The organism is Mesorhizobium sp. M7A.F.Ca.US.010.02.1.1, assembly GCF_004023085.1.
Taxonomy (GTDB): domain Bacteria; phylum Pseudomonadota; class Alphaproteobacteria; order Rhizobiales; family Rhizobiaceae; genus Mesorhizobium.
Genome location: NZ_RZRV01000046.1, coordinates 27327 through 45906 on the forward strand (window position 1 = coordinate 27327; position 18580 = coordinate 45906).

The 18580-nt window shown below is 64.0% G+C and carries 14 protein-coding genes; 9 read left to right on the forward strand and 5 right to left on the reverse strand.

What is annotated here, in order from left to right; translation table 11 throughout:
• Positions 1–71: 71 nt before the first annotated feature.
• On the forward strand, positions 72–1808 hold the full coding sequence (locus EOA19_RS30095) for a sulfatase-like hydrolase/transferase (RefSeq protein ID WP_245486372.1): 1737 nt from the start codon (positions 72–74) through the stop codon (positions 1806–1808).
• On the opposite strand, the gene EOA19_RS30100 is transcribed toward EOA19_RS30095, so the two are convergent.
• From EOA19_RS30100 to EOA19_RS30120, 5 genes are read right to left on the reverse strand one after another with little or no spacing between them, the layout of a single operon-like run.
• A complete protein-coding gene (locus EOA19_RS30100; protein WP_023811462.1) occupies positions 1805–3382 on the reverse strand; it encodes an indolepyruvate oxidoreductase subunit beta family protein in 1578 nt (525 codons plus the stop codon). The genes EOA19_RS30095 and EOA19_RS30100 overlap by 4 nt on opposite strands.
• A complete protein-coding gene (locus EOA19_RS30105; RefSeq protein ID WP_023811463.1) occupies positions 3375–5528 on the reverse strand; it encodes an indolepyruvate ferredoxin oxidoreductase subunit alpha in 2154 nt (717 codons plus the stop codon). The genes EOA19_RS30100 and EOA19_RS30105 overlap by 8 nt, the downstream gene beginning before the upstream one ends.
• A 45-nt stretch (positions 5529–5573) precedes the next feature.
• Positions 5574–6056: a MarR family transcriptional regulator gene (locus EOA19_RS30110; RefSeq protein WP_127270494.1), complete on the reverse strand. Its 483-nt coding sequence runs from the start codon at positions 6054–6056 to the stop codon at positions 5574–5576.
• Positions 6056–7627 carry an NAD(P)/FAD-dependent oxidoreductase gene (locus tag EOA19_RS30115; RefSeq protein WP_128305659.1) on the reverse strand — a complete coding sequence of 524 codons (1572 nt, stop codon included), beginning with the start codon at positions 7625–7627 and terminating at the stop codon, positions 6056–6058. Before EOA19_RS30115 ends, EOA19_RS30110 begins: the two co-directional genes overlap by 1 nt.
• A gap of 15 nt (positions 7628–7642) precedes the next feature.
• Positions 7643–8434: a cyclase family protein gene (locus EOA19_RS30120; protein ID WP_128305660.1), complete on the reverse strand. Its 792-nt coding sequence runs from the start codon at positions 8432–8434 to the stop codon at positions 7643–7645.
• Between the two features lie 119 nt (positions 8435–8553).
• Between EOA19_RS30120 and EOA19_RS30125 the strand changes: the two genes are divergently transcribed.
• From EOA19_RS30125 to EOA19_RS30160, 8 genes are all read left to right on the forward strand, one after another.
• Complete coding sequence (locus tag EOA19_RS30125; RefSeq protein ID WP_128305661.1) at positions 8554–10128, forward strand: NAD(P)/FAD-dependent oxidoreductase; 1575 nt, start codon at positions 8554–8556, stop codon at positions 10126–10128.
• 110 nt (positions 10129–10238) lie between these two features.
• Complete coding sequence (locus EOA19_RS30130) at positions 10239–11768, forward strand: ABC transporter substrate-binding protein (protein WP_128305662.1); 1530 nt, start codon at positions 10239–10241, stop codon at positions 11766–11768.
• A gap of 89 nt (positions 11769–11857) precedes the next feature.
• A complete protein-coding gene (locus EOA19_RS30135) occupies positions 11858–12865 on the forward strand; it encodes an ABC transporter permease (RefSeq protein ID WP_128305663.1) in 1008 nt (335 codons plus the stop codon).
• Entirely contained in the window at positions 12858–13706 is an 849-nt protein-coding gene (locus tag EOA19_RS30140) for an ABC transporter permease (protein WP_128305664.1), read from the forward strand. Before EOA19_RS30135 ends, EOA19_RS30140 begins: the two co-directional genes overlap by 8 nt.
• Positions 13703–14581, forward strand: a complete 879-nt coding sequence (locus EOA19_RS30145) for an ABC transporter ATP-binding protein (RefSeq protein WP_128305665.1) — start codon at positions 13703–13705, stop codon at positions 14579–14581. Before EOA19_RS30140 ends, EOA19_RS30145 begins: the two co-directional genes overlap by 4 nt.
• Positions 14574–15410 carry an ATP-binding cassette domain-containing protein gene (locus EOA19_RS30150; RefSeq protein ID WP_128305666.1) on the forward strand — a complete coding sequence of 279 codons (837 nt, stop codon included), beginning with the start codon at positions 14574–14576 and terminating at the stop codon, positions 15408–15410. Before EOA19_RS30145 ends, EOA19_RS30150 begins: the two co-directional genes overlap by 8 nt.
• Positions 15411–15487: 77 nt before the next feature.
• A complete protein-coding gene (locus tag EOA19_RS30155; protein WP_128305667.1) occupies positions 15488–16087 on the forward strand; it encodes a VOC family protein in 600 nt (199 codons plus the stop codon).
• Between the two features lie 141 nt (positions 16088–16228).
• A complete protein-coding gene (locus tag EOA19_RS30160) occupies positions 16229–18523 on the forward strand; it encodes a bifunctional salicylyl-CoA 5-hydroxylase/oxidoreductase (RefSeq protein ID WP_128305668.1) in 2295 nt (764 codons plus the stop codon).
• Positions 18524–18580: the final 57 nt, after the last annotated feature.

An 18580-nucleotide genomic window follows, 5' to 3' on the forward strand; every position in this document is an offset into this window, starting at 1 on the left:
ATTTGTTCTCAGCCCACGAATAATCGAAGAGTTTCCCGAAACTATGCTCAGGCATATTCATGGGAAAATCTGTGGCTCAGCTTCAAATCCTTGGGCGGGTGCTCTGTCATCCGCTGACGCTGGTCGTGGTCAGCCTAGCCGGTGTCTTCGCCGCCGGACGGGCCGAGCACGAATGGCTGTCGGTGCCGTTCTCGCTGGCGCTGGTGGCTGCCCTTGCCGGACTTCTCTTCCTGGCTTCGGGGCGCCTTGTCTTTTCCGTCTATCTCGCCTGGATGGGCATCGCTTTCATCACAGTGGTGTCAGCGATCAAATTCAGGATGAAGGGGTTTTCGCTGCACTTCTACGACACGGTCTTCGTGTCGAAGGATCCGGAAGTGTACCGCTTCCTGCTCGGCTCCTACCTCCATCTGATCGCGCCGGTCGTTGTTGCCCTGGTGCTCGGCATTACGGCGGCGGTGCTTCTGTTCCGGATCGATCGAAAAATCGGCTGGCCGGTATCGGCACGCGTCCTGGTCATGGCGGCGCTCGTCGTTCTGGTGCCGCTGACCTTTCCGGCCGAGGCCTCGAAGGACCGTTATTTCTACTACATGCAGGGCCGGCACATGTCGGCCTTCTTCGTTTCGCTGCTGGATTTGCACAACCTCGTTGTTGAATCGGGCTTCGAAAAGCGGCTGCAAGCCGTCGCGCCACAGCCGCCTTTTGCCGACACGGTCGATTGCGGCGACCGGGCTGATCTTCCCGACGTCTTTTTCGTGCTCAGCGAAAGCCAATCCGATCCCGGCTATTTTCCGCAGGTCGGCAATGGCGCGGGATTCCTGCAGAGATTCGCACCCAAAGCCGGCACGCCGCATCCGATGCAGGTCGAGACATTTGGCGGCGGCACCTGGATCACCAATCTGTCGCCGATGACCGGCCTGTCGGCCACCGATTTCGGCTGGCGAAGCCCCTATCTGACCATCACCCTGCAGGACAAGGTCGCCGGAGCCTTGCCAGAGGTGCTGGCGCGCTGCGGCTATCGAACTGTCGTGATGACGCCGATGGACTTTTCATTCGTCAATGAAGGGCCGTTCCTGCAATCGATCGGTTTCGAGACCGTGCTCGACATCAAGGACATTGCCGCGCCCTTCTATCATCTGCGCGACAACTTCTACTATCGCGCAGCCGAGGCGTTCATCGCCCGGCACCGCAAGGAAGACGGCCGGCCGCTGTTCCTCGAAATCCAGACCATGTTTCCGCATTCACCCTATGAGGGGCGGATGGAGCCCGAGCTGAAGGTCGAGGGTGAGCCTTTCTCGGGCGATTTCCAGGCCAATGAGTATCTGCGCCGGATGGCGGTAGCGCGCGGCGATTTCCAGCATTTCCTCGACAAGAGGGAAGCGGATGCCGGTGAACGCGGCGCCGTGGTGCTCGAGTTCGGCGATCACCAGTCGTCGGCGACCAAGCCGTTCGTCGACGCGATCGCCGGGGACGACGCCTTGGCGACCCCTGGCTCGCTTGCCTACCGCACCTTCTACACGCTCACCACCTTCAACCATCCTTTGCGCCATCCGATGCCTGACCTGGCGCCGCTCGACGTCGGCTTCCTCAGCGCAAGCCTGCTCGACGCCGCCGGCCTGCCGATGTCGCCTGTCATGGCCGATCTCGTGCGCCTGCGGGACCATTGCGGCGGCAGGTTCCATGGTTGTCAGGATCGGGCCGAAGTGGATGCGCATTTGCGACGGCGCGTCGATTCAGGCCTGTTGCATCTGTTCCCGGAGGCGGTGCCGTTGCGTGGGCTGGTGCCGGTCCAATCTGTGGACGCCCGCTAGATCGTATCCGGCCCCAGCGTCGCCACGGTCTTCAGCGCGCCGTCGAGCATGTCGCCCTTCTCGTCCTTCAGTGCCATCTCGCGCAGGCGGCGGATCCAGTCGGCGGCGTCCGCTCGGCCCTTGACCAGATCGAGCGCCGACAGCACCCGGTCGAATTTCGATTGGGCACGAACATGGGTGTCGCTGTAGCCCTTGATCAACCGGCGGCAGTTGAGGATTTCGACAGCCAGCGCATAATCCTGGGGCACATGGTCGAGCGCCAGCGTGTACCAGCGATCGAGATGCGCGATCTCGACCTTGTGACGCAGCAGGCTGCGGCGCCACCGGCGCAGGCCGCCGATGAACCAGAGCGCTGCAAAGCCGGCGAAACTGTCGGTGCGGATGCGGCGGCCGTGGTTGATGCGACGATCGAGAAAGGCGGCGAGCTTCGGCAGGCTTTCGATGTAGCTGCCCAGACCCGCCGGCAACGTGCCGCAGAATTCCTCGATGCGCGGATGGAAATACTCGGTCACCTGCAGGATCGAGCCGTCCTTGACGCCGACCTCACGGCGCACGCGTTTGTCGCGCGTCGAGCGCGTCTTGAGATCGGCGACGCGGATCATGTCGTCGTAGCATAGCGCGTTGGCCAGATGCTTGGCGGCAGCGATCGACAGGCCATAGCCGCGATCCGGCCCGTCCAACGCGACGGCCTCGTCCAGCCAGTCGAGATACTCGCGCCCGTAAGCGATGTCCTGATAGTCGACGACCTTTCTCAAGCCCCGAAGTGCCATGTCGCGTACGGCCACCGGCAACAGGTCGATGCGGGCAGCCAAGGTCTGCCAGCCCTGCAGCAGGTTTTGCGGGCCACTCACCTGTCCTGTGCCCAGGGCAGATTCGACTATCGCGGGCTCGGCCGGCTTCGGCGCCGGTGCTGCCGTGCCGCGCGCGCGGTCAAACGCAGCGCCGAAGGCAGCGAGGCTGGCCTTGACGCCCCGGCCGCCGGCACCGATCGCCTGTTCGTAGCTCTCGCGGGTGAAGGGCAGCGCATCGGACCCCGCCAGCGCGCCAAGCAGGCTGGCCGAGATCATCGAACCATTGTCGGCGGCGATCTTTTCCATGTCGAAAGCGATGAAGCGCTTCGATGCTGCTTCCGCCGTCGCATGAACCTTGGAGGACGAGGCCCGGCCATCGCCCGGCTCGATCTTTTCCGACACGGCGGCGATGCGGTGCGAGGAGGCGATCAGCGTCGTCCGCTCGGGCGTGACGAAGCCGCGAATGATGGCACGGCCGGCTTCCATCAATTCGGCGGCGATCAGGATGTCGACGTCGCCCTGCGACGGCGACAGCGCGAAGACCGGCAGCCGGCCGGTGTCGCGGGCCATCTCCACATAGTAAATGGTGGCGCCAGTACGCTGGGCGACGCCGGCGACCGAGGTCGATTGCGCAACAAAGCCGTTGCGCTCGGCGACATCGGTGATCCAGTCGGCGAGCACGCCACCGCCCTGGCCGCCGACCGCCAGCACGGCGAGCTTGATGACACGCTCGCTATCCTGAGCGCCGGCGCGGGCGCGAAGTGGGGGGACGGCGTCAAGCATCGGCGAAGGTCAGGCGCCGGCTTTCGCGGCGGCGCTGCAACAGGCTGATGGTGGCACGGCGCGCGGCTTCCAGGAAGCGATCCCAGCGGCTCGGATTGTGCACGACGTCGGCGCGATAGAAGGACGGGCACAGCACCGCCGCATCGGCGACCTCGCCGCAATTGCCGCAGCCGACGCAGCTCTGGTCGATATGCGCCACCGGATCGTCGCGCAACGGGTCGTCGAGCGACTTCACCGACAGCGACGGGCAGCCGGACAGACGCATGCAGGCATGGTCGCCGGTGCAGATATCCTCGTCGACACCGAACTTCGGTTTCACGACACGGGTCCCGCCCTTGATCGCCTTGTCGACCAGCGGCTTTTCGCGGCGCTGCCGGTTGAGCATGCATTCGGACGAGGCGACAATGACCTTCGGCCCTTTCTCTTCCGTCGTCAGCGCCTCACGCAGCGTGTCCTGCATCCTGGTCACATCATAGGTACGGTCGACATGGCGCAACCATTTGACGCCCATGCCTTTCACCGCCTCGGTGATCGGGTGCTTCGTCGACTTGGTCTTGTTGCCCGCGCGCGATGACAGGATGTCCTGCCCGCCGGTCGCAGCCGAATAGAAATTGTCGACGATGACGATGACGCCGTCGTTCTTGTTGAACACCGCATTGCCGATCGAGGAGGTCAGGCCGTTGTGCCAGAAGCCGCCATCGCCGACGAAGGAGATCGAGCGGCGCTTGGCATCCGGCGAATTGAACGCCGAGGCCGAGGCGGGCCCCAGCCCGTAGCCCATGGTGGTGGCGCCGAGTTCGAAGGGCGGCATGATCGAGAAGAGGTGGCAACCGATGTCGGAGGCGATGTGATGTTTGCCGAGTTCCTGCTCGACCAGTTTTGTCGCGGCAAAGATCGGCCGTTCCGGGCAGCCGATGCAGAAACCGGGCGGTCGTCCTGGAACGACGTTGATCAGGTCGGCTGCGTCGACGCCATCGCCGACCTTGTTGGGCGCCCGCACTTCGCCGGGCAGCAGATGCGGCGCCTCGGCGCGCAGGAAGGCGCCGATGCCGTCGAGCATGACCTGGCCGGTGTATTCGCCGGCCATCGGCAGATGTTCCTTGCCGACCAGCCTGGTGCCGCGCCCGGCCTTGTGCAGCATCGAAGCGAAGGCCTGCTCGATATAGTTGGGCTGGCCCTCCTCGACGACCAGCACCGACTGCTTGCCCTCGCAGAACGACAGGAACTCGTCATCGATCAGCGGATAGACGGCGTTGAGCACATAGAGCGGCACATCGGTGTCGCCATAGGTGTCGGCGAGGCCGAGCCGCTGCAGCGCGCGGATGACCGAATTGTACATGCCGCCCTGCATGACGATGCCGACCGAGCCATGATCCGACCCGAAGAATTCGTTGATCTTGTTCTTGCGGATGAAATCGACCGCCGCCGGCCAGCGCTTCTGCACCTTCTCCTTCTCATGCAGGAAGGAAGCAGGCGGCAGCACGATGCGGCCGGTGTCGCGGCGCGGTGCGTCGAGCGCATCGGCGACCGTCATAGGCGGCCGCTTGTTGTCCTTGGCGATGAAATGGCCGTGGACGTGGCAGCAACGGATACGCACCTGCAGCATGACCGGCGTGTTGGAAATCTCGGACAGTTCGAAACCATCCTCCACCGCCTTGACGATCGACGGCAGGTTGGGGCGCGGGTCGAGCAGCCAGACCTGGCTTTTCATGGCGAAGGCATGGCTGCGTTCCTGCATGATCGAGGAGCCTTCGCCATAGTCCTCGCCGACAATGATCAGCGCGCCGCCGGTGACGCCGCCGGAGGCGAGGTTGGCCAACGCGTCGGAGGCGACATTGGTGCCGACCGTCGACTTGAAGGTCGCCGCACCACGGATCGGGTAATGCACCGAGGCGGCCAGCATGGCGGTGGCGGTGGCCTCGGAGGCGCTGGCCTCGAAATGCACGCCGAGCTCGCCCAGAATGTCCTGCGCGTCGGCGAGCACGTCCATCAGATGGCTGATCGGCGCGCCCTGGTAGCCGCCGACATAGCCGACGCCGCATTGCAGCAGCGCTTTAGTGATGGCGAGGATGCCTTCGCCGGCAAATTCCTCGCCGGCACCCAGCCGAAGCTTTTCGACTTCCTTGGCAAAAGAGCGTTCGGCCATTTTTTTCTCCTTCCGGTACCGCCCGGGGTTTGGCGGCGCGTAGGTCTAGATGTCGTGCTTGCGAATGTTCTTCAGCATCTTCAAAAGCGTGGCGATGAGTGCGGAATATTCGGCGTCATCGATATCGTCGAACATCGCCTCGAACGCGTCATGCATGGCCGGCCAGGCGCGGGTAAACTCGGCGCGGCCCTCATCGGTCAGGAACACATGGCGGATGCGGCTGTCTGTGACGCCCTGCTCACGCCGCACGAGGCCTTGGCCCTCCAGCGAGTCGAGCGTCCGGCTCAAGGTCGACTGCTCGATGACCGTATAGACCGAGAGGTCGTTGACGGTGATGCCGTCGGTGACCGACAGCACGGCCAGCGTGCGCACCTGCGGAATGGTCAGGCCCTGCTTGCGGAAATCGTCGCGCAAGGTGGCGTTGTAGCGGCCCATGATGCGGTTCATCAGATAGGGCGCGAATTGCTGCAGGCCGATCTGCCCCAGGGTCGAAATGCGCTGGCGCTTCTCGGTGACCTTCTCTTCCATCACAGCCTCCCCGCAAGGAGAAAGCCGGAACCGCCGCCAAGGCCGGCCCCCGGGTGGGTCGAGGCGCCGATATGGTAGAGGCCCTTGATGCCGGTCTGATGGTTGCGGCTGCTCTTGAACGGCCGCCACAGGAACGACTGGTCGATGGTCGAGGAACCGCCATAGGGGTCGCCACCGACCAGGTTGATGTTCATCGCCTCGAGATCGGCCGGCGAATAGGCACGGCGCGCGATCACGCTGGCCTTGAAGCCCTCGATATGGCCGGCGAGGATGGCCTCGGCGCGATCGGCATAGGCTTCGCGTAGCGCAACGGTCCACTGCCCGTCTGCCGGTGCCTGCAGCTTGCCGGCTGCGTCACCCTTGATGTGGCGAGGCGCCTCGGGCAGTTGCAGCCACAGGATCGCCTTGCCTTCGGGGCAGCGCGACGGATCGAGCGCATGCGGCTGGCCGGCACAGATGGTCGGCACCTCCGGCAACATGCCGCGCGCCGCCTCGTTGCAGGCTTTCGAGACGCCATCCAGTCCCGGCGTCAGATGCAGCAGCGCCACCTTGTCCAGGCCTTCGCCGCGCCACGCGGGCGGCTTGCTCAGAGCATAATGGATCTGGAAATTGCCCTTGCCGTATCGGTATTTCTGCGTCGCCTCGACATCGGCTTGGGGAGCGTCGGCTCCAAGCAGCCTGCCGTAGAGCTGCGTCGGCGTGACTGAGCAGATGACGCTCTTGTTGGCATGGACCGTTTCGCCCGAGGCCAGTCGCACGCCGGTCGCGCGGCCATTGCTTTGAACGATCGAAGCGACATCGGCGCCGGTGCGGATGTCGCCGCCGCGTTCCCGGATCAAAGCCTCGAAGGCCGCCAGCAGGTTTTTTGCCCCGCCCTTGACGATCGGCGCGCCCGCCGCCTCAAGCGCGAAGGCGATAACCCTAGCGATCTGGCCGGAGAATGCATCTTCAGGGCCTAATCCAGCATGCAGCACCCAGGGCGCCCACAGCGCGCGGATGGTTTCGGACCGGTAGGTGTTTTCCAGCCAGCCGCGCGCCGGCACCAGTGCCTCGCCGAGAAAGGCGGCAAGACCGCGCGGGCCGCGCCGCCAGCCATCGCCGGCCAGCAGCTTGGCGGTCGGATAGGACCACAGGCTGCCGCCGAGCAAGCCGAACAGCAGGCCGGCATTGCGCTCGATGCCGCCGACATCATCCGCGTGCCGGTCACCGTCGCCTGCCGCGATCGCATTGAGGGCCGCGACGTTGGCAGCGCGGTCGGTGCGCAGCACGGCGTGGCTGCCGTCCGGCCGCAGCACGCCGGTCGGCGTGCCCGTGTGGCAGAACTCCAGCCCGTGCCGTGCAAGGTCGGCGCCCAGCGCCGCAAAGGCCGGCGAGGTGATGAACAGCACGAAGGTCGTCGCCATCACATCATGGATGAAGCCGGGCGCGGTGATCTCCTCGGTGCGCATGCAACCGCCAATGCGGTCGTTGCGCTCCAGGACGAGCACACGCGCCCCTTTGCCGCCGAGCATCGCCGCGCAGACCAGCGCGTTGATGCCGCTGCCGACGATGATGTGATCCGGCTGGGTCACGGCAAACGCTTTCGCTTAGCCCTTCGACACCAGCGCCAGCGCGCGGATCGGGCTGCCGGTGCCGTGTTCGATCTTCAGCGGCGCCGCGATCAGGATAGCGCCCTTCGGCGGCAGCTGGTCGAGGTTGCAAAGGCTGGCAAGACCGTAGCGGTTGGCCTTGTGCATCAGCGTGTGCGCCGGGAATGGCGGCTCCATGCCGCCGGCCTTGCCGGCATCCGTGCCGATCGTCTCCGAGCCCCAGCCCTTGATGTCCTTGCTGATCAGGAACTGGATGGCTTCGGCCGTCGGGCCGGGCGTGTGCGGGCCGGTCTCGTTGGCGTTGAGGAACTCGGCTTCCGAGCCGTTGCGCTTGTACCAGTCGGTGCGCATCACCACCCATTCGCCGGCATTGATCGCGCCATGCTTGGCTTCCCATGCCTTGATGTGGTCGACAGTGAGCAGGAAATCAGGGTCGGCGGCGGCTTCCTTCGAGCAGTCGATGACATTGACCGGGCCGACGAAGTTCTGCGCCGGAATGGTGTCGGTGGCACCGTCCGGATAATCCTTGCCGGAGATCCAGTGCTGCGGCGCATCGAAATGCGTGCCCGAATGCTCGCCGAGCTTCAGCCAGTTCCAGGCCCACCACGGACCGTTCTTGTCGTAACGGGAGATGTTGTGGATCTCGACCTTCGGCGTGTCGACGGCCAATTCCGGCGGCAGCTTGATCAATGGCGTGTCCGGCCCGAGTGGCGCCGACAGGTCGACCACCTTGATGGCGCCTGAAAGAAGCTGGCTGGCGACTTCGCCGAGGAGTTTTTGGGTGTCCATGGTCTGAAGTTCCCTCTTTCGTGTGATGATCAAGGCTCGTCTCGGCCCTTAATATCCTACTAGACGAAAACATATGCATCTGCAATTATCTTTAAGCATAAAGGAAATGGGGACGAGGCGTGAGCGAGTTCGACGCCATCTTTGTCGGGGCGGGCCACAACAGTCTGGCATGCGCCGCGCATTTGGCGCTCAAAGGCTGGAAAACCGGGATTTTCGAGCGTAACGCAGCGATCGGCGGCGCCGTCCAGACGCGCGAATTCACCCTTCCCGGCTTCCGCCACGATTTCGGCGCGATGAATCTGAGCCTGTTCGCCGGCTCGGCCTTCCACCGGAAATATGCAAATGAATTGAAAGCGCAGGGGCTGGAGTTCGCGCCCGTTGCCGACTGTTTTGCCAGCGCGTTCCCGGACGGACGCTGGTTCGGCGTCAGCAACGATATGGAAAAGACCACTGCGCGCATGGCCGCCTTCTCCGCCACTGACGCCACGACATGGCGCAGGCTGGTCGCCGCCTTCCCGGCGGAGGCCGAACATCTGTTCCGGCTGCTGGGCTCGCCGATGAGCGCCCGCGCGCTTGCCGGCATCGCGTGGAACCTGTGGCGCAAGAAGGGCATGTCTGGGGCGCTCGATACAGGCCGGCTGTTGCTGTCCTCACCCCGCGCCTGGCTGGAGGAAAATTTCGAGTCGCTGCATATCAGGGCAACGCTCGCCACCTGGGGCATGCATCTCGACTTCGCGCCCGACATCGCCGGGGGTGCGGTGTTCCCCTATCTGGAATCAATGGCCAACCAGAGCTTTGGCATGGTGCTGGGCAAGGGCGGCGCCGACACCATCATCCGCGCCCTGTCGGGCATGGTGACCTCCGCCGGCGGCAAGATTGTCACCGGCGCCGAAGTGGCCGAGATCACGATCTCCGCCGGCAAGGCGACCGGCGTCCGGCTCGCTTCGGGCGAGACGCATACCGCCGCCAAAGCGGTAATTGCCGGCGTCGCGCCCAAGGCGCTGACCGGCAAGCTGCTGCCCAATGGTTCGGGTAACGCCGGCTTCGACACGGCGATGCAAAAGTTCCGCCACGCGCCGGGCACGATGATGATCCATCTGGCGCTCGACGATCTGCCGGACTGGCGTGCCGGAGCGGAGCTTCGGCAGTTCGCCTATGTGCATCTGTCGCCCTCGCTCGAAGCCATGTCGCGCACCTATCAGCAGGCAATGGCGGGCATGCTGCCGGACGAGCCGGTGCTGGTCGTCGGCCAGCCGACGGCGATCGACCCCTCGCGAGCGCCTGAGGGAAAGCATGTGCTGTGGGTGCAAGTGCGCATGTTGCCCGCCGAAATCCTGGGCGATGCCGCCGGCAAGATCGCACCGGACCATTGGGACAAGGTGAAGGAAACCTATGCCGAGCGTGTGCTCGACATCATCGAGACCTATGCGCCCGGCCTGCGCAACAAGATCCTCGACCGCGCCGTCTTCTCGCCCATCGATCTCGAGCGCGAGAACCCGAACCTCGTCGGTGGCGACCAGGTCTGCGGCAGCCATCATCTGGCGCAGAATTTCTTGTTCCGCCCTGCGCGCGGCTATGCCGGCTGGAACACGCCGGTGGCGCATCTGCACCTCACCGGAGCCGCGACATGGCCGGGCGCCGGCACAGGTGCGGCGTCGGGCTTCATGCTCGCACAACAGCTTGGCGGGAGGTAGGAGCCGGAGATTTCCTTGAGGCTACGAGGGGCAAGGCGCTGCTGCCCAAGAAGCCTGAACCAATGGCCTGAAGACGCCGCGCAGAAACAAAACCAACAAGGGGAACGACCATGACAATCAACAGACGGGAATTGCTGGGATACAGCGCCGCGGCACTCGGGGTGGCCGCTGTCGGCCTGCCGCAGATCGCCAAGGCAGCCGCCGGCGAACTGACCATCGCCTACAATGTCAACTTGCCGTCCTGGGATCCGACCACCGGCCCTTCGGCCGTCAACCCGACGATCCAGGGCCTCTACCAGTCGGTGTTCGACCAGTTCATTCCGCAGAAGCCCGATTTGTCCTTCGCGCCGGGCCTGCTGACCGAATGGGGCTGGAACGACGACCGCACCAAGATCACGATGACGGTGCGCGAAGGCGTGACCTGGCATGACGGCTCGCCGTTCACGCCAGAGGACGTTGTCTGGTCGCTGCAGCGGGCAGGCGACGAAAAGACCGGCAACCCTATCCAGTTCGTCTGGAAGAACGTCAACAATTTCAAGATCGACGGCAACAAGATCACCGGCGACGTCGTGCAGTTCGACCCGGTCTATTTCAAATGGATGTCGTTCCTGACCGGATACATCATGCCGAAAGCCTACTACGAAAAGGTCGGCGCCGAAGGTTTCGAGAAGGCGCCGATCGGCACCGGCCCCTACATGGTGGAAAAGTTCGAGCGCAACGCCTTCCTGCGGCTCAAGGCAAACCCGAACTATTGGGGCGGCAAGCCGGCCTTCGAGAATGTGACGATCAAGTTCGTCGCCGATGCGGCAAGCCGCGTCGCCGAGATCGAATCCGGCTCCTCGCAGGTGACGCTCGAAATCCCCTATGAGGAGTATGACCGGCTGATCGCCAAGGACGGGCTGGCCGGCTCGTGCAAGAACGTTTCCGACATCGGCATGATCTTCTTCAACGACATCGAGGCGATGCTGGACAAGAACGTCCGCCAGGCCGCCGTGATGGCCATCGACAAGAAGCTGCTGGTCGATCGCCTGCTGCGCGGCTACGGCCAGCCGATCGATACGCTGGAAACGCCGGAATACGCATCCTACGACGCGTCGATCAAGGTCGAGCACAATCCGGAAAAGGCCAAGGAATTGCTGGCCGCTTCCGGCTATTCGCCGGAAAAGCCGGTCAAGTTCACCATCCAGACGACCAAGGGCTTCAAACCCAAGGACTATGAGATGGTCCAGGCGATCGTCGGCATGTGGCGCAAGGTTGGCATCGAGGCGACGATCGAAGTCTACGAGATCGCCAAGCACTACGAACTGCGCGCCGCCGACAAGCTGGCGCCGGCGGCCTTCTACAATTGGGGCAATGCCATCGGCGATCCGACCACCTCGACCGGCTTTGCCATGTACGGCCCGAGCCCGCATTCGGTGTGGGACAGCCAGGATTTGATCGACATGATCAATCCGCTGTGGGGCGAAAAGGACGAGGCCAAGCGCATCGCCGGCTGGAAAGCGGTCGACAAATACATCGCCGAGCAGGCCTATGTGCTGCCGCTGATGCAGTATGCGCAGCCGATCGTGCATGCCAAGGGTGTCAATGTGGTGCAGCATGTGTCCGGCGCGCTTTTGCCGGCTCTGATGACCCCGGCCTGATATCGGCCTGGAATTGCGGCGCGCCGTCCATAGCGACGGCGCGCATTTCTATCCGGGATACGAGCCAACAGGCTCCTGCAAAGATTTACATGCTCCTGCAAAGATTCCTGATCCGCCTTCTGACGATGCTGATCACGCTGTTCGGCGTGGCCGTCGTCGTCTTTGTCGTGATCCGCGTCGCGCCCGGCGATCCGATCGCCATGATGCTGCCGCCCGGCGCGACGGATGCCGACATCGCCCGGCTGCGGGCGCTCTATGGGCTCGACAAGACCATCGTCCAGCAATTCTTCATCTGGCTTTCCGGCCTGGCCAAGGGCGATTTCGGTACCTCGATCTCGCTGCGGCAAGACGTGCTCGGCCTCGTCTTCAACCGGCTGCCGGCGACGCTGGAGCTTGCCATCGTCGCGCTCATCATGGCGGTGGCGCTCGGCGGCACGACGGCGGTGATCGGCGCGCGCGAGCGCGGCACGGCGGTCGAGGCCGGCATCGACATCGCCAGTGGCGCGGCGCTGTCCATTCCCGATTTCCTGTGGGGTCTGGTGCTGATCCTTCTGTTCGGCGTTCTGGTGCCGATCTTCGACATTTCCGGCCGGGTGTCGCCACAACTGGACCTGCCCTTCGTCACCCAGTTCTATCTGTTCGAGAGCCTGTTGCGCCTGCGCCTCGACCTCACCTGGGATCTCCTGAAGCACATGCTGATGCCGGCCGTGGCGCTTGCGCTGCCGCTGGCGGCAATCATCTCGCAGCTCTTGAAACAGTCGCTGAAGGAAGTGCTCGATCTCGACTATGTCGTGCTGGCACGGGTGAAGGGTTTCTCGGAAACGCAGGTCATCCTGCGCGAGGCCTTGAAGAATGCCGCTTTGCCGACACTGACGCTGGTTGGCGTGCAGTTCACCTTCCTCATCGGCGGCACGGTCATCGTCGAACGGCTGTTTTCCTATGAGGGCCTCGGCAACATGGCGATCGACGCGGTCATCAACCGCGACCTGCCGCTGATCCAGGGCATCGTACTGGTCTTCGCACTGCTGTTCGTGCTGATCAACCTCAGCGTCGACATGATGTACGCGCTGCTCAATCCGAGGCTACGCCATGGATGAGGGTCGTGCTCAAAGGCGAGGTGTGTCGCCACGTTTGTGGCTTGCCGGCGGCTGGCTGCTGCTGGCGCTGCTGGCCGCGATCTTCGCACCGCTGGTCGGGCCGCAGGACCCACTGGCGCAGGATTTGATGCTGGAACGGCTGCCGCCATTCTGGATGAATGGCGCCGAACCCGGCTATTGGCTCGGCACCGACAGCCTCGGCCGCGATCTGTTGTCGAGGCTGATCTTCGGCGGCCGCATCGCCTTCATCGTCGCCTTTTCCGCAGCCATCGCTGCGTGCCTGGTCGGTTCGACGCTCGGCCTGATCGCAGGCTATTTCGGCGGTTGGGCCGACCGCATCATCTCGCGCATCGTCGATGTCTGGATGGCGTTTCCGCCGGTGCTGTTCGCCATATTGCTCGTGGCGGTGCTTGGCACGGGCTTGAGTTCCGTCATCCTGGCCATCGCCATCATCGACTGGACGCGTTTTTGCCGGGTGATCCGTGCCGAGACGATGGGTCAGTCGCGCATGGACTATGTCGAGAACGCCCGCATCGCCGGCTATGGCCGCATCGGCATCATGCTGCGCGAAGTGCTGCCCAATGTGGTGCCGTCGATCGTCGCATTGCTGTCGCTGGAAATGGGCATCGCCGTCATCGTCGAGGCGATCCTGTCCTTCGTCAATCTGTCGATCTCGACCGACGATCCGACCTGGGGCGGCATCATCGCCGAGGGCCGGCTGTCGATCCATCAGGCATGGTGGGTGCTGGTGTTCCCGCTGATCACGCTGATCGTGACCGTGCTGTCGTTCAGCCAGTTCGGCGAGGCGCTGAAGACGCGTTTCGATCCGGTGCTGCGATGAGCGCCTGTCTCGACATCAGGGATCTGAGCGCGGTGCTGCCCAACGGCCAGCGCGTGCTGCGATCGGTGTCGCTTGCGGTCCAGCCCGGTGAAGTCCGCGCGCTGGTCGGCGAAAGCGGCGCCGGCAAGACGATGATCGGCAAGGCGGTGCTCGGCGTCCTGCCTTCGAGTGTGCGCATTGTCGAAGGCGACATGCGGCTTGAAGGCGAAGACCTCGGCAAGCTTCCGCCCAAGGCACGGCGCACGCTGATCGGGGCACGCACGGCGCTGATCCCGCAGGACCCGCTGACAGCGCTCAACCCGTCGCGGCGCATCGACTCGCAGATGACCGACCGATTGGTGCGGATCCTCGGCTGGGCAGGGCAAAAGGCCGATAGCCGCATTCGCCAGTTGCTGGACGAGGTACAAATCCGCGATCCCGACCGTGTGCTGAAAAGCTATCCGCACGAACTGTCAGGCGGTATGCGCCAGCGCGTGCTGATCGCTGCCGCCTTCGCCGCCGAGCCAAGGCTGATCGTCGCCGACGAGCCAACGACGGCACTCGACGTCACCGTGCAGAAGCAGATCCTGCGGCTGATCGTGCAATTGCAGCGCGAGCATGGCACGGCGATCCTGTTCGTCACCCATGATCTCGGCGTCGTCGCCAAGATCAGCCAGAGGGTCTCGGTGCTTTATGCCGGCAAGGTGGTGGAGGAGGCCGACACGGCTGCCCTCTTCGCAGCACCGCAGCATCCCTACACGCGAGCGCTGATGGCGGCGACGCCACGCTACACCGATCCTTTCGCCTCGCTGAAGCCGGTGGACGAGGCGGTGCTGGCCGGGCTTGCTTCGGAGATCGCTGCCGCAGACCAGGCCTGGAGGCGGTCGCATGGTTGAACCGTTGTTCTCCGTGCGCGGGCTGAAGGTCGCGCTGCCCGACATGACGCGCAAGCCGCTGATCGGCCGCGCGCCCTTGGTCGAAATCCTGAAGGGCCTGGATTTCGACCTGCCCAGGGGCTCGGTGACCGGCATCGTCGGCGAATCCGGATCCGGCAAATCGACGCTCGGCCGTGCTCTGGTGCGGTTGCTGGAACCGAGCGCCGGCAGCATAACTTTCGAGGGCCGCGACATCACGCATCTGCCGGAGGCGGAACTGCGGCCACTGCGCCGCAATCTGCAGATGATTTTCCAAGATCCGATGTCGTCGCTCAACCCGCGCCGCACCATTGCAAGCATTATCGCCGCGCCACTCAAGCAAAATGGCCTCGGCGACAATCTCAAGGCGCGCGTCGCTGAGGCGCTGCAGCGTGTCGGCCTGCCGCAAAGTTTCGCCAGCCGCTATCGCCACGAATTGTCGGGCGGCCAGCGCCAGCGCGTCGGCATTGCGCGGGCGCTGGCGCTGTCGCCGAAATTCGTGCTGGCCGACGAGATCGTCTCAGGGCTCGACGTGTCGACGCAAGCGCAGATCCTGACGCTGCTGGAAAAGCTGGCGGCGGAAATGGGGCTGACCGTCGCTTTCATCAGCCACGATCTGTCGGTCATCCGGCGGCTGTGCCGGCAAGTGATCGTCATGCGCGAAGGCGTGATCGTCGAAGCGAGCGCCACCGACGCCTTGTTCGACAAGCCGCAGCAGGCCTACACGCGCGATCTCATCGCGGCCATTCCGCTGCCCGAGATCGATGCGAGCTGGCTGGACATTCCTTCCGCCGCCAAGGCGCCGACATGAATGCATACGCACGCCGAAGAGCGGGCCTCGGGCGTGCGACCAAAAGACCCAAGTCCCGCCAAATGGAGAGGACTGACATGAAGACCAAAATCGCAATTGCAACGCTGGCCGCCGCGGTGCTCGGCAGCGCCGGCATGGCCTCGGCGGATTCGATCCCGGGCATGCGCGGCCACGACCACACCGGCATCACCGTTCCCGACATGAAGCAAGCGGTCGACTTCTTCACCGAAGTGGTCGGCTGCAAGAAGGCGATGTCGTTCGGTCCGTTCGCCGACGACAAGGGCACCTTCATGCAGGATCTCCTGGGCGTCGACCCGAAGGCGGTGATCGAAGAGGTCACCATGGTCCGCTGCGGCTATGGATCGAACATAGAGCTGTTCAAATACACAGCACCGGACCAGAAGGACCTGACGCCGAAGAACAGCGACATTGGCGGCTTCCACATAGCCTTCTATGTCGACGACGTCGCTGCCGCCAAAGCCTATCTCGAAGGCAAGGGCGTCAAGACGCGGATGGGGCCGCTGCCGGTCAAGGAAGGGCCGGCCGCCGGCCAGACCATCCTCTATTTCCAGGCGCCGTGGGGGCTGCAACTGGAAGCGATCAGTTATCCCGACGGAATGGCCTATGAGAAGGACGCCGAGACGGTGCTGTGGAGCCCGAAGAACCCGGAAAATTGATCCGGCAGCGCGCTTGCGTGATCACACGCAGGCGCGCTTTCGCCATGTCAGGACAATCGTTTTGATATAAAACTTTAAGCTTGAAATATCTTGTCGCCGGCGCGATACTGAACTCCAGCAAGCGAAGAGGAGATCGCAGACATGAAGGTTGCGGTTCTCGGCGGCGGACCAGCCGGCCTCTACTTTGCCATTTCGATGAAGCTGAGGGACGCCGCGCATGATGTGACGGTGTTCGAGCGCAACCGCGCCGACGACACGTTCGGCTGGGGCGTCGTGCTTTCGGCCGAGACGCTCGACAATCTGTCGAAAAACGACCCGGTCAGCGCCGTCTGGATCAAGAAGCACTTTGCCTACTGGGACGACATCGCCGTCATCCATGACGGCGTGCGCACGGTCTCGTCAGGTCATGGTTTCTGCGGCATCGGCCGCAAGCGGCTGCTGGTCCTGCTGCAGCGCCGGGCGCGCGAACTCGGCGTCAAGCTGATGTTCGAGACCGACATCGCAGATCCCAAGCCCTACATGGCGACGCATGATCTGGTCGTCGCGGCCGACGGCCTGAACTCCAGGGCGCGCAACAGTTTCGTCGACATCTTCAAGCCCGACATCGACACCCGCAAATGCAAGTTCGTCTGGCTCGGCACCAACCAGAAGTTCGACGACGCCTTCACCTTCATCTTCGAGAAGACCGAGCATGGCTGGGTGTGGGCGCACGCCTACCAGTTCGACAGCGACACCGCGACGTTCATCGTCGAGTGCAGCGAACAGACCTGGGCTGCCTTCGGCTTCGGTGCGATGTCGCAGCAGGAATCGATCGCCGTTTGTGAGCGGATCTTCGAAAAACATCTCGGCGGCCACGCGCTGATGACCAACGCCAACCACATCCGTGGTTCCGCCTGGATCAATTTTCCGCGCGTGCTGTGCGAGCGCTGGTCCTACAAGAATCTGGCACTGATGGGCGATGCGGCGGCATCCGCGCATTTCTCGATCGGCTCCGGCACCAAGCTGGCACTGGAAAGTGCTGTGGCGCTGGCCGAATATGTCGAAACCGAGCCGGACCTGGACGCCGCCTTCCGTAGATATGAGGATGCCCGCCGCACCGAGGTGCTGAAGCTGCAATCGGCGGCGCGCAATTCGCTGGAATGGTTCGAGGAGGTCGAGCGCTATCTCGGCCTCGATCCGGTGCAGTTCAACTATTCGCTATTGACCCGCTCGCAGCGCATCAGCCACGAGAATTTGCGGCTGCGCGATGCCGAATGGCTTGAAAGCGCGGAAGAATGGTTCCAGCGCCAGGCAGGCGCCGGCGGCAACAGCCTGCGCCGCGCGCCGATGTTCGCCCCGTTCAAGCTGCGCGACATGAGGCTGCAGAACCGCGTCGTCGTCTCGCCGATGGCGCAGTACAAGGCCGTCGACGGCTGTCCGACCGACTGGCATTTCACCCACTATGCCGAGCGGGCCAAGGGCGGCGCCGGGCTCATCTATATCGAGATGACCTGCGTCAGTCCGGAAGGGCGGATCACGCCCGGTTGTCCCGGTTTCTACGCGCCCGAACATGAGGTGGCGTGGAAGCGGCTGGTCGACTTCGTCCACACCGAGACCGAAGCGAAGATCTGCGCCCAGATCGGCCATTCCGGCGCCAAGGGCTCGACCCGGCTTGGCTGGGAGGGCACCGACGTGCCGCTGACCTCCGGCAACTGGCCTATCATGGCGGCCTCGGCCGTTGCCTGGTCGCCTGAGAACCAGGTGCCGAGGGCGATGGACCGTGCCGACATGGACCGGGTGCGTGACGAATTCGTGGCTTCGGCGGAAATGGCCGGTCGCTGCGGCTTCGACATGCTCGAGATCCACGCCGCGCACGGCTATCTCTTGTCGTCCTTCATCACCCCGGTCACCAACCGGCGCACGGATGCCTATGGCGGTTCGCTGGAGAACCGCATGCGCTATCCCCTCGAAATCTTCCGCGCGGTGCGCGCCGCCTGGCCGGCGGAAAAACCGATCTCGATGCGCATTTCGGCCAATGACTGGGTCGGCATCGAAGGTGTGACGCCAGCCGATGCGGTCGAGATCGCCCGGCTGCTGCATGAGGCCGGCGTCGACATTTGCGACGTCTCGGCCGGCCAGACCTCGGCACTGGCGAAGCCGGTCTATGGCCGCATGTTCCAGACGCCGTTTTCCGACCGCATCCGCAACGAGGTCGGCATGGCCACCATGGCGGTCGGCAACATCTACGAGCCGGACCATGTCAACTCGATCCTGATGGCCGGCCGCGCCGATCTGGTGGCGCTGGCACGGCCGCATCTCGCCGATCCCTACTGGACGCTACATGCCGCCGTCACGCTCGGCGACCGTGGCGTCAAATGGCCAGATCCCTATCTGCCCGGGCGCGACCAGCTCTACCGTCTGGCCGAGCGCTACGCGGCAGCGGGGCTGAAAGTATGATTGTTTTTCATTTGCCACGTCAGCGCTATACCCCCACCCCTAGCCCCTCCCCACAAG

Coding starts and splice junctions, on each gene's coding strand:
- EOA19_RS30100 (WP_023811462.1), bottom strand. CDS start 3,382: ATGCTTGACGCCGTCCCCCCACTTCGCGCCCGCGCCGGCGCTCAGGAT.
- EOA19_RS30105 (WP_023811463.1), bottom strand. CDS start 5,528: ATGGCCGAACGCTCTTTTGCCAAGGAAGTCGAAAAGCTTCGGCTGGGT.
- EOA19_RS30110 (WP_127270494.1), bottom strand. CDS start 6,056: ATGGAAGAGAAGGTCACCGAGAAGCGCCAGCGCATTTCGACCCTGGGG.
- EOA19_RS30120 (WP_128305660.1), bottom strand. CDS start 8,434: ATGGACACCCAAAAACTCCTCGGCGAAGTCGCCAGCCAGCTTCTTTCA.
- EOA19_RS30130 (WP_128305662.1), top strand. CDS start 10,239: ATGACAATCAACAGACGGGAATTGCTGGGATACAGCGCCGCGGCACTC.
- EOA19_RS30135 (WP_128305663.1), top strand. CDS start 11,858: ATGCTCCTGCAAAGATTCCTGATCCGCCTTCTGACGATGCTGATCACG.
- EOA19_RS30140 (WP_128305664.1), top strand. CDS start 12,858: ATGGATGAGGGTCGTGCTCAAAGGCGAGGTGTGTCGCCACGTTTGTGG.
- EOA19_RS30145 (WP_128305665.1), top strand. CDS start 13,703: ATGAGCGCCTGTCTCGACATCAGGGATCTGAGCGCGGTGCTGCCCAAC.
- EOA19_RS30150 (WP_128305666.1), top strand. CDS start 14,574: ATGGTTGAACCGTTGTTCTCCGTGCGCGGGCTGAAGGTCGCGCTGCCC.
- EOA19_RS30155 (WP_128305667.1), top strand. CDS start 15,488: ATGAAGACCAAAATCGCAATTGCAACGCTGGCCGCCGCGGTGCTCGGC.
- EOA19_RS30160 (WP_128305668.1), top strand. CDS start 16,229: ATGAAGGTTGCGGTTCTCGGCGGCGGACCAGCCGGCCTCTACTTTGCC.